Annotated in this window: 5 protein-coding genes and 1 pseudogene; 2 read left to right on the forward strand and 4 right to left on the reverse strand. The window is 41.8% G+C overall.

What is annotated here, in order from left to right; translation table 11 throughout:
* Positions 1-135: 135 nt before the first annotated feature.
* The 3 genes and pseudogenes from AC0L6R_RS02075 to AC0L6R_RS02085 all read right to left on the reverse strand — a co-directional run.
* Positions 136-330: pseudogene (locus AC0L6R_RS02075) on the reverse strand (sensor histidine kinase); the annotation flags it as partial.
* A gap of 212 nt (positions 331-542) precedes the next feature.
* Positions 543-3,845: a sensor histidine kinase gene (locus AC0L6R_RS02080; protein WP_473269732.1), complete on the reverse strand. Its 3,303-nt coding sequence runs from the start codon at positions 3,843-3,845 to the stop codon at positions 543-545.
* A gap of 116 nt (positions 3,846-3,961) precedes the next feature.
* A complete protein-coding gene (locus AC0L6R_RS02085) occupies positions 3,962-7,849 on the reverse strand; it encodes a sensor histidine kinase (protein WP_473269733.1) in 3,888 nt (1,295 codons plus the stop codon).
* A gap of 540 nt (positions 7,850-8,389) precedes the next feature.
* On the opposite strand from AC0L6R_RS02085, the gene AC0L6R_RS02090 reads away from it, so the two are divergent.
* The gene (locus tag AC0L6R_RS02090; protein WP_473269734.1) at positions 8,390-10,204 is read left to right on the forward strand and encodes a S41 family peptidase; all 1,815 of its coding nucleotides are present in this window, start codon (positions 8,390-8,392) and stop codon (positions 10,202-10,204) included.
* Positions 10,167-11,642, forward strand: coding sequence for a S41 family peptidase (locus AC0L6R_RS02095; RefSeq protein WP_473269735.1), 1,476 nt, complete (start codon positions 10,167-10,169; stop codon positions 11,640-11,642). The genes AC0L6R_RS02090 and AC0L6R_RS02095 overlap by 38 nt, the downstream gene beginning before the upstream one ends.
* Before the next feature lie 159 nt (positions 11,643-11,801).
* Here AC0L6R_RS02095 and AC0L6R_RS02100 read toward each other — a convergent pair whose 3' ends face one another.
* On the reverse strand, positions 11,802-12,338 hold the full coding sequence (locus AC0L6R_RS02100; RefSeq protein WP_473269736.1) for a DsrE family protein: 537 nt from the start codon (positions 12,336-12,338) through the stop codon (positions 11,802-11,804).
* Positions 12,339-12,610 lie beyond the last annotated feature (272 nt).

Genomic DNA, 12,610 nt, shown 5'->3' on the forward strand with positions numbered 1-12,610 from the left:
ATTTCATTAGGCAGTTAGGTTTACTATGTTTCAGAGTAAAAATGGTAAAGAATACTTGGGATTCTTTTATGCCTAGGTAAAAAACGCTTTTGAATCAAAATTCTGAGGCATCAGTACAGGTGTTTATTTTATGATCTATTCTTCTATTGGCAAAAAGATCGCCATCTCGGTTCCTTCGCCTACCGTGCTTAGGACATGAATTTCCCCTGCATGCGCCTTGACGATATCATAACTCAGAGACAAGCCCAATCCTGTTCCTGATCCCGTCGGCTTGGTGGTAAAGAATGGTTGGAAGATTTTATCTTTCACGGCGTCTGGGATTCCATTACCATTGTCTTTTACAGAAAGTTCTACCCCGTTTAGAGATCTTTTGGTAGAGACTAATACCTCAGGGCGAAAATCATTATCTGCACCTCGGCTTCGCTCAGCACAGGCATAGAAAGCGTCTGTTCACCAAATTGCAGAATGACTCTGCCAGTGTCGCTTCCCCAATGATATTTACCTTTGGGAGCTGAGGATCTAGTTCCAGCTTAAAGTCTGAATTAAAACTTTTGTCTTTGGCTCGGATATCCATGGTAGGAAAGCCTTAGGAATTCATCTGCAAGGGCATTGATATCGGTCAGGGTCTTTTCTCCTGAACTTGATCGACTATGCTCCAGCATGCCTTTGACGATGGAGTCAGCTCGCTTGCCATGATGCTTGATTTTGATCAGATTTTCTTTGATATCAGCAGAGAGCGCTTTCACTTCTTCCATATCCCCCTTTTCTATTTCTTCTATCAGCTCGTCAAACATTTCACTGCTGACTTCCGAGAAGTTATTCACAAAATTCAATGGGTTCTGAATCTCGTGGGCGATGCCGGCTGTAAGTTCACCCAGCGAAGCCATCTTTTCGGATTGGATCAGCTGAGCTTGGGTGGCCTGAAGGTCCTTCAGGGTACGCTCCAGCCTTAGCTTTTCTTCGACAAGTTTTTTGCCTTGTTCTTCTTTTTGCTGCAAGTCAAGAAAACGGGTGTAGGTCAAGTCAAATACTTGTGCAAAGCGCTTGAAGATTTCTTCCTCTGCACAAGGCACTGCGGTAATGATGACCAAATACCCTGTTTTAAAATAGGCTGCATGCAACTTTTGCCAAGTTGGTCGCTCGATGCCTTTTTCGTCCATCTCATCAAAGACCTTCTTCGCGATCGGCAAACTTACCAGCCAATTGTAATGCTCAGAGAGTGCATCTCCTTCCAAAACAACAGAGCGTAAAGCTTCACCTTTTTGCCATCCTTCATATAAGGAAGCATGTGCAAAATCACCTACGTTTGGTAGGAAAAAACCTCGAGTGAAACCGGTATCCATACTTAGCCACCACTCGTCTTCCTTGCGATTTTCTTCACATAGGACAAAACCGCAGGTCCAGAGATTGGACACTAATCCATTCATCTCGTTGAATAAGATAGTTGCCACATCTCCAAGCTCCTCGGATTGCTGCATACCCATAGTTCTGGATCGCACGCGTTCTAATGCTGTTTCGATTTGAGATTCTTTGGCTCTCGCTTCTGCTTTTTTTAGATCTAGAAAACGAGTATAGGTTTGGTTGAAAACCTTGGTAAACCTTTGGAAAATAGCATGTGCTCCTGGTACCCGCTCGTAGGTAATAAACAATAGAAATCCTTGGTCGAATTTGGCCAAGTGATTAACCTGGAAAGTAGGAAGTGAAATACCGGCCGCATCAAATTGGGCAAAAACGGATTTCAAATCTGGCAATTCCCCCAAGTAACGATAATGCTCCACTAAGTCTTCACCACCCTGCTCATATACAAATAAGTCTTCACCTTTAATGATGGCCTCATACCACGGCTGTAAACTAATATGTTCTGTCAGTGGAAGTCTAAATGATGGTTGTACTTCATTTTCACTGCTCATCCAGCACAAAGAGGATTTTTTGTCATCAGAGAGAATATTGTATCCGCAGCTCCATGCTGGAATTCCCAATTTTCTAACTTCATTGAAAAGCACATGAGCGGCATCAGGCAATTCATTACTAAGCTGCATTCCCATGGTTCTACTTCGTATTTTTTCTAAGGCTGCTTCAATTTGCGCTTCTCTTGCTTGTCTTTCTGCTTTTTGAAGATCCAAAAATCGCGTGTAGGTTTGCTCGAACACGTTTGCGAAGCGTTGTAGAATCTCCTTGTCGGGATAAGGCTCTAAAGTGATAATCAACAGATAACCCTTGGAAAAATAAGCAGCATTCCATTCCTGGTTTTCAGGGAAAGAAAGGCCTTCATCAATGATTTTCTGGAAGAATGGTCGTACTTCTGAAAGGGATAGCATGTAATCGTAATGATCACTTAACGCCTTGCCGGATTTTTCGATAGACAGAAGTTCGAACTTCTCTTGCCAGCCTTGACGCATCTGCTTGTGCGCGGCATCTGTGGTGTTGGGAATAGCAACTGGGGGCAAGACTCCATTTTCATTTGCAAACCAAAACTCATCCTTTTCACTGTTTTCTTCACAAAGTCCAAAGCCGGTTCCCCAAAGGGTACCACCCAAGCTTCTAAGTTGCTCGAAGAGGATAAATGCCACATCTGCAAGTTCTTCGGATTTTTGCATTGCCATGGTTCGGGCACGCACCCGCTCCAGTGCCAGTTGGATCTCCGATTCCCTGGCTTGGGCTTCGGCATTCTGGAGGTCTAGAAAGCGGGTGTAGGTTTGTTCAAAAACCTTGGAAAAGCGTTGGAAAATCTCATAGGCTTCTGGAACTGGCTCATATGTAATAAAAAGAACATAGCCATACTTAAAGAAGGCAATATGATCGATTTGGTAATCCGGTAAAGCAATCCCCGATTCCTCCAAGGCTATCAGTGAATCGCCAGCTATGGGAATGGTTTTTAAATAATCATAATGAGATCTACATTCTTCTCCTTCAAACTCCTTTACATAGAATTTTTCTCCACGCCTCCCCCTTTCATAAAAATCTAAAAAGAATTTCTCTCTTGGTGTTTTATAGAAAGGCAAGCCACCATTGGCACTGCTGAACCATTCGTAATCGCCGGCTTCATCTTCTGCATAGACATGAAATGCACATCCCCATGTTTGAATGCCGAGGCTTCGCACCTGCTGATCTAATAAAATAGAAGCTTCTGCTAATTCCGAACTACTATGCATTGCCATCGTCTTGGCCCTAATTCGCTCCAAGGCTAATTCAATCTCTGCTTCTCTGGCCTGGGTTTCCGCTTTTTGTATATCGCGGAATCGCTGATATGCTAAGGTAAATACCTGATGGAATCGTTTGAAGAGGGCTATGCTTTCCTCCTCCAAAGATCCATAAAGGGTGATGCCAAGACCGCCTTCTCCAATTGATAGAAAACAATATCCGAGCTCCACTGACTTTTCCAAAAGTGGATCGTCCAAATGTTTTTCCCGTTTGCGATGTGCGCGAAAATCAGCCAGGTCTTCACCTGACAAAGCTCCCAAAAAATGACTATCCCGTGTGGCAAGCATCTGATTGACCATTTGTTGCTCTACGGGGTTTTTGGGATATTCGGTACGTTCTATTACATCCCGATTATAGCTAGGGAAATATTGGTAGCAGAGGTAAATCTCCTCTTCGGATTCTATTATCGCAGTTTGTAAGTTTCGAATTTGTCTGACACCCAGGATAGTTAACTGAGTTGCAATAATCCTACATACCTGAAGCATGTCATCTGGGGTTTTCATACCCATAGCTACTATTCTGACTCTTTCTAATGAAGCCTCAATCTGCAGCTCCTGATTTTTTCTCCGAAGCTCCGAGGTCCTTTGTTCCAATGCCTCTTGGAGTTGCTTGTTTTCTGCTTTTAGCGCTTCAGTGCTTTTCATGGGTTATAACTTGACTTTCAAAGGACAAATGCCAGCTCGGCTAAGGTTTGCCGGAATGTAATCATATCCTTGTTTATCGGTTTTGAGATGCCTCTTTGCTACAAGCAGACTCGATTTCATACTAATTGCTCTTTGATCGGTAAAAAGATGATCATCTCGGTACCTTCTCCTTCCTTACTTTTCACTCTTAGATCTCCGCCATGAGCCTTGATGATATCGTAACTCATTGATAATCCAAGTCCAGTTCCACTTCCAGTAGGTTTGGTGGTAAAGAATGGTTGAAAAATCTTGTCTTTGATAGCTTTGGGGATTCCTTCTCCATTATCTTCCACAGCTATTTCTACTCCGCCTGTATTACCTGCGAGATCTACTAATCTGGACTTTACAATTACTTTTGGTTTGTACTCTCCCAGATCATTGTCCATGCTTTTCAGATTTTTTGACTTACTATCTACAGCATAGAAGGCGTTGTTTATCAGGTTCAGAATTACTCTTCCTATATCCTGACTGACCACATCTACCTTAGGTAGGTCAGGGGCTAATTCTGTAGAGAAGTCAGCATTAAAGCTTTTATCTTTTGCCCTTAATCCGTGGTAGCTCAACCTTAAAAATTCATCTGCAAGTGCATTGAGATTGGTAGGCTGTACATCACGTGCATTTGTTCGGCTGTGTTCTAACATTCCCTTCACTATGGAATCGGCTCGCTTTCCATGGTGGTTGATTTTACTCAGATTTTCCTTCAGATCATTGGATATCTCTATAGCCACCTGAGTGTTTCCTTGTGCAAATTCTTCTTGCATCTCATCGATCAATTCTACGCTGAGTTCGGAGAAGTTATTTACAAAATTGAGTGGATTCTGAATTTCATGAGCGATCCCAGCAGTAAGCTCACCCAGTGAAGCCATTTTTTCGGATTGGATCAATTGGGACTGAGTAGCCTTCAATTTGGTGTAGGCTTTCTCAATTTCTTTGGATTGGGCCACTTCCCGTTCCAAACTTTGAGATCGCTCCTTGACCCGAATTCTTCTTTTCAATTCTGAATACGCTACGAAGATCATTAGTCCAAGTCCGGCGAAATAAAGGGTATATGCCCACCAAGTTTTCCACCAAGGAGGGAGAATGGTAACCAGAAGCGAGGCCCCCTCTTCATTCCAGACACCATAGGCATTTGAAGCAATCACTTTAAAGGTATAAGTACCCGGTTCAAGATTGGTATACGAAGCAAAGTTTCTATTGTCATACACCCAATCCCCATCCAGTCCTTCCATCATGTGAGCATATTGATTTTTGGAAGGGTTTGCATAATGGAGTGCTGCGAATTCAAAGCTTAAATCATTCTGATCATAGCTGAGGGTTATCGATTTTGTAGCGAGAAGATCATCATCCAGTGGCGATTCTTCCCCCAGATCGTATATAGATCGGTTAGAAATAGAAAGGTTTGAGATGATTACCGATGGCGGTACTTTATTAGATGCGATGGTAGAAAATGTGGTAAGGCCATGGTCTCCACCAAAATAAAAATTGCCGTTTGGTGTTTTTTCGGCAGCTAATGATATAAATACATCCCCGCCGATTCCATCATCTTCATTGTAATTTATAAAGGTTACTTTATTCAACGATTCATTTCGGATCATTTGGATCAGACCATTTCTGGAAGAAAGCCACATTTCACCGTTTTCTCCTGGAAGTATGGTTTCCAGAAAGTTTGTTGGCAACCCATCTTCTTCTGTGTATTTAGTGATTTCACCTGTGCCGGGATCCAAGATATTGATGCCTCCATAAGTTGCCATCCAGACTAATCCATTTTCATCTTCAAATACATCATTGACTTGAATACTGCTTAAAGTAGTAGGGTCGAGTGGGTCACTACTGTAGTATTTTACTGCATTTGTTTCTGGATCTATTTGCGTCAAGCCTGCATTTAGGCTCGCTACCCAAATGTATTTTTCTCCTATTTCTATGTCGGAGATATTTGGGTCTTGGATAATTACCTCGGCATTCTGCTCATTGATATTCACTACTTTTGCCTGGCTTTCTGCTTGGTTTTCTTGTTTAAAAAGAGCTACTCCATATAATGGAAGAAACTCTGGTTCAGGTGCATTCCAGCTATTATAGTGGTGGCTATCGTCGGAAGAATACCTCAATGAATAGGTGCCGGGTGAAAGTTCAAGTTGAGTAATTAGCATTCTGTTTTTCGGTGCACCTCCCGCGAAATAACTGTCTCCAAACGATTCCATTCCAGCAATAGTCTCACCGGATGGATTCCTCAGCCAACCAAAATCAGCCATACTGGCCAAATCTCCTTCTCCGACAGTCACTAAGAAATAGGTGGCTTTTTCTGTGATTTCTACTTCTTGGGTGAGCTCTTTATTGTCAGTGACCTTATCTATGATGGCCAAGGCCATGTCGTTTTCCAACCAACCTTTCACTTTTGTGATGATCTCTTCAGAATAGGATTTGGCATACTGACTTACCATTTCCTTATAGGTTTCTGTTTTTGGATCAAAAACGTCCAACCCTCCATTCGTCCCTATCCATAGTTTACCAGTTCTGTCTTCTCTGATAACACGTACTTGATTGTTGATAAGGCTATTTTTATCATTTGGATCATTTTTGAAACGCTTGATTTCATTGTAATTTTTATCCATTTTAATCAGGCCATCACCCCAAGTTCCTACCCAAATGGTTCCATCTTTTTGCTCGTAAATAGAGCGAGCAGAACCTCCAAACATGTCCCGCTCTGATGAAAAGTCTACCTTTGTGATTGATTTATCTGAACTGTCAAAAATGTTAATTCCGTGACCCCGAGTTCCAATAAATACTTTTCCAGGATTGATGGTGGAAGCATACAGTCCATAAACGCCTCCTGGGCTAATTGATTTTGGGTCATCTGCTTGGTTGCTATAAAACTTGAAAGGTTTGTTAATGGGATCGTATTTGAAAAGCCCATTGCTCAGAGAGCCAAACCAAATAATCCCACTAGAATCAATTAGCATTTTAGTAAAGCGATGAGTCCATCCGCCTGAATTGATTTTTCTATTGCCAGGAATAAGGACCTCCTGAAAAGAATCTGTATTCCCTTCAAACTTCAATACCCCTCTGAAATTATTTAAAACCCAAATATTACCATCCCGATCTTCATTGATAGAATTCAATGAGCTGTATACATCTTCGAGCGAATAGTCGTATTCGGTGATCATTTTCAGCTCTTCAGTAGCAAGGTTATACTTATGAATCTCGAGTCTACTTGTAATCCAAAGTATGCCGTCTTTGTCAAAATAGAGTGATGTAATCCCATTGATGATAGAAGCAAAATCCACAAACTGGCCTAAATCAATGGGTTTAAATCCTCCGCCACCTTTCTGAAAATGCATTAATCCATAAGTAGTCGAGCCTGACCAAATTCCGCCTTCCTTATCTTCAATTAGGGGAAAACTGAGACCAGATCTCTCCTGTTTAGTCCCTTCCAAATGCAGGTAAGGGGCCAAAACCCAAGTGTCATTCTCAGGTGAAAACAACACAATTTCTTTAGCCGCTGTGGTAGCCCAAATTCTTCCTTGAGAATCAGCAAGTATATTGAATGCCCTCCCGGACCCTAGAGCTAAGTCAAAAATTTGCTCAAAATCATAATTGGTAAAAGTGTTATTGGACCTATCATATTTAGTAACTCCTTTGTCGCTTGCGATCCACAAATCATGATTTTTATCCTCTTCGATATCAAAAGTCACATTGTTTTGCAGCGTGTTAGGATTTCCAATCGTATTCCGAAAAGTCTTCCAAGTATAGCCATCGTAGCGCTGTATCCCATTTCCCGTTGCCAACCATATCAAGCCATAGCTGTCTTGCATCACATCCATGACTTGTGGGGACGCAAGTCCATTGGAAATAGAGATTGTTTCTAACTGAATTTCCTGAGCTTTTAACGGCAAAGCCAATAAGACAAAAAAGGAAAGTGTAAAAATCGTTATCGTTCTAACTATTGAACTTATCATGAAATTCTTCATCTAATTAAAAATTTATGGGAGAGACACTAGACCTAGATCTTTAAGGTTTTGCCTCAAGTTGGATTTTGAATAGAAATGAAAAACTTCTCGTGACATCTTAAATTAAAAGGTGAGGACCTAGTCTGATAAGTATAATTTGAGAAAAATCGATCTGCCAAAACTTTCATGCTTACTAAAAATATTACTATTCGAGTTAATCACTTATTTATCTGAAAATAAGTGATTACGAAGAGAATTCAATTCAAAATAGTATAATAAATTGGATTTTTTGAATCTTAAACTTAGAAAAACGAAGGTTAAAATATATGTTCTGCTCTTTAGAGAAGCGAGCTATTATTTAATTAGGCAGGGTGGGTTTGTCTGATTTGATAGGTTCTCCTAGCAGCCAGATTATGAAAAAGCGAGCTTTCTTATCTAAACCTCCTTATAACCTCTCTTCCTGCACCCCTGAAATTGAGGCAGAGCCGAAAATTTTACCAAAGGCATTGGGATTTCTTTTAGATGAATTAGATTGAATACTTTCTACTAATTCTAGAAGCTATGTCAAAATTCTTTCTTCCTCTTTTTCTCCTCATTTACAACTTTTCTTTCTCACAATCTACTAGGGGTTATTTTATGCATCCCGACCTAAACGGAGATCAATTGGTCTTCGTCGCTGAAGGTGATATTTGGAGAGTAACGGTGGCTGGTGGAAATGCCACTCGACTTACATCGCATCCAGGAGATGAATCTGATCCAAAGATTTCCCCTGATGGCAAATGGGTTGCATATGCTGCCAGTTACGAAGGTCCTACAGAGGTCTATGTGATGCCGATTTCAGGAGGACTTCCTAAGCGTCTGACTTACGAACCGTCTTCTTCGATTCCTACGGCTTGGAAATCTGCTTCTGAAATAGCCTACGTCACCAATCAATATTCTACCCTACCAAAACTCAACACGGTTACGGTCAATGTAGAAAGCGGCGCGAAACAACTGCTCCCTTTGGAAATGGCGGCTGAAGGAAGCTTCTCCGCCGATGGCTCCACTTACTTTTTTGTTAGGCCGACTTTCCACAATAATGTCACTAAACGCTACGAAGGTGGCACAGCTCGCCAGCTTTGGAAGTATAAAGAAGGAGCTGCAGAAGCTGTAAAATTGACCAAAGACTATAATGGAGAGGATCATCATCCGGTGCCACATCAAGGAAAGGTATATTTTCTTTCCTCCCGAGACGGCATTGTGAATGTCTGGAGCATGGATGAGGATGGAGGTGCACTTGCCCAACTTACCAAAGAACCCAGCTTCGATGTTCGGGAGTTTTCAATTTCCGGAAATCAACTCGTCTATAGGGTCGGTGCAGATCTTAAATTAATGGATTTAGGAGGAGCCACTGCAAAGACCTTAGCCATTCAGCTTATTTCAGATTTTGATCAGCTACGGGAAAAATGGGTAGATGATCCCATGTTATACTTAAGTAATATGGCCGTTTCCAATGATGGGGAACGTGTCGTAATGACCACCCGCGGCCGTGTATTTTCTGCTCCGGTGAAAGATGGCAGAACTGTTCGTCTCAGTCGAAAAGAAGGTGTGCGCTATCGGGATGCAATATTCTCTCCAGATGGAAAGTCGATTTTCACCTTCTCTGACGAAAGCTCAGAATTTGAAATTCACGAATACAATAGCTTGGGAATGGATGAGGGAAAGCAAGTTTCTAAAAATGGAACTACCCTTAAATTCGATATGCTTCCTTCGCCAGACGGATCAAAAATCGCCTACAGAGATTTAAATAGTGTAATCTGGGTCATGGATAAAGCTAGCGGAGCTCAGATCAAGGTGACTACTTCAGATGAAGATATTACATCCAATATGGCTTGGTCTCCTGACGGAAAATGGCTAGCCTATGTCCAAGCTGCAAGCAATACTTTTTCCCAAATCCATGCTTTCAACATTGACAGTAAAAAGAGAATTGCAATGACCTCTGATCGGGCAAATAGCCTTAGCCCGCAGTGGAGTGCAGATGGCAATTGGTTGTATTTCCTTTCTGATCGTAATTTTCAGTCTGTAATTGGAAGTCCTTGGGGTACACGTCAGCCAGAGCCTTTCTGGGAAAAGCAGATGAAAATCTATCAAATTGGGCTTAAGTCTGGTCTGGTTTCTCCTTTCTTTTTCAACAATGAACTGCAAAAAGAAGCAGAGAAAGCGCCTGAAAAAGTATCGGTAACTATCGAAGAAGAAGGCATCCAAACTAGACTTCGGGAAGTACCAGTGCCAGCGGGAAATTATACCAACCTTATTGTGACTGATAAAGCTATTTATTACCATGAAATAGGTCCAGGGCATGGGTGTGTTTTATGGAGGAGGCGGCGGAGGTTCTGAAAAGGCTCCATTGATGATGGTCCCGATTTCAAACAAGCCAGAGCCAAAAGCCTTTATCGATAATGTCAGAAACTTTACGGTTTCGCTTAATAAGAAATACATCTTAGTTCGGAGTGGAAGCATGATTTCTGTGGTTGAGCTAGGTACATCTCCGGTATCTGACCTTTCCAAGAGCAAAGTGGACATCAGTGGTGTAAAATACTCCATCGATCCTAGCGAAGATTGGAAGCAGATCTATACCGATGCCTGGAGGATGGAGCGGGATTATTTTTATGATACTGGAATGCATGGAGTCGATTGGGATGCAATGCATGAAAAATACCTTCCTTTGGTTGACCGTGTTACTACTCGCGCTGAGTTATCTGACGTGATAGGTGAAATGGTAGGCGAACTGTCTGTACTACACACTTCGGTACGAGGTGGTGACTTGAGAGATGGTGAGGATAATGTCAATTTCGGGATGCTAGGGGCTAAACTTAGTCGAAATGAAAAGTTAAGAGGCTATTCCATCGATCATATCTACCTGTCTGACCCAGACTATCCTGATGAAATGTCGCCACTTTCTCATCCAGATCTGAGTATTTCGGAGGGTGATATTATTACACACATTGATGGAGTAGGGGTGATGGAAGTGCCAGATCTCTATTATTTATTGAGAGACAAAGCGGGCAAGCAGGTTCGTATCTCTTTACTTTCTGCTGATGGCAAAGCTAAAACCGATCAGATCCTTAAGCCCATGTCCCCGCAAGCTGAATCCAATCTCCGCTACAACGAATGGGAGTATACACGAAGACTAGAGACAGAGGCTAAATCTGCCGGGTCCTTGGGCTATGTACACCTTCGTGCGATGACCTCAGGAGATATTGGGCAGTGGTACCGTGATTTTTACCCTCAGTTTAAAAAAGAAGGCTTGGTCATCGACATGCGCCAAAATCGTGGAGGAAACATAGATTCCTTTATTCTGGAGAAATTGATGCGGGAAGTTTTCTTCTACTGGAAAAGCAGAACCGGCGAACCATATTGGAATATGCCTTATGCGTTCCGAGGTCATTTGGTCTTGTTGGTGGATGAGTTTACGGCTTCCGATGGAGAAGCTTTTGCGGAAGGCTTCCGAAGATTGGGTAGGGGCAAAGCTATCGGTGCGCGGACTTGGGGAGGAGAAGTTTGGCTATCCGGATCAAATACACTTTCCGATAATGGTATTGCAAGAGCACCGATGAATGGTGTGTATGGCGAAGAAGGCGAATGGCTCATCGAAGGAGTAGGTTTTATTCCCGATATCGAAGTGATCAATATGCCTAAGGCGACTTTTGAAGGAAAAGATGCGCAGTTAGATGCTGCAATAGAACATTTGAAAGAACTGATCAAAGCTGATCCTAGACCTATTCCTCAGGCTCCTGCCTATCCTGATAAGAGTTTTAAGAATGGAAAGAATTAAGTTCTAGTGGGCAAAAGCATCAAGCTAAAAAAGCTTTATACCAAAGAAGTGCGATCTATTTGATTGCCTTCTTTGGTTTTTTCAATTACCACTTACTGCCGAGTTTCCGGTTTTTTCTCTGAAGGGCGTGAAAATGATTGGATGAAATCATCTGTCTGATTAAAGCGAAAAAAGCAAATACCCCTTATTCATCAAATCTGTAGTCGCAGTAAACCTAGACAAAGCCATTTCAACCCCTGGATAGATCATGTCCGGCACTAAATTTTGCTTCATCATCGACTGTCCACAGACAATGACCCGTATTCCATTTTTCTTAAGCTCTTCCAAGAGCCCGGCATTTGGATTGTCAACTTCAAAGCGCTTTTTGTATTCTTCATTGGAAATTGTAATCGGGGTGGATCCTGCATAAACCACAAACACCAAGTCAATATTTTCCTTTGGTACTCCCGAATAGATATGGACATTGTACATTTTTGCCGCATAGTCCAGATAGCCGGAAAGCTCCTTTTTATCTTCAATTCTATTATTTATTTCAACTACAAATTTATAGTGCTGCGTAGGATCAGGTTTGATGGTTTCGAAAGGAACTTCATTCACTCCGCCATATCCTTGAATCGCTGGATAAACAATTTCTTGGGCATTTGAAAAGCTCGCGGCAACGCAAATCATTATGAATGTAAAAAAGTACTTCTTCATAGCTTTAGTATTTAAGTTGAAATAATTATTGTGTTTGCACAGGTCAGAACAAGTTGGAATACCTTCCAAAACGTCGAGGATTAACTTGGACTAATCGGAAACTTGGAGAAGCCGAGTACATTTACTTCAGCTTGAATGAAAACAGTTTGGCTGTTTTTCTTTCTAAGTTATTCAAATCTTTGTTTATCTATTGCGCTGTGCTTCAGATTATTATTCTGTTTTTTAGCCAAGTATTCCAACTCAGTGGTGATGAAGTTGATTTAATCCCCTTC

Source organism: Algoriphagus sp. 10J20-15 (assembly GCF_055809615.1).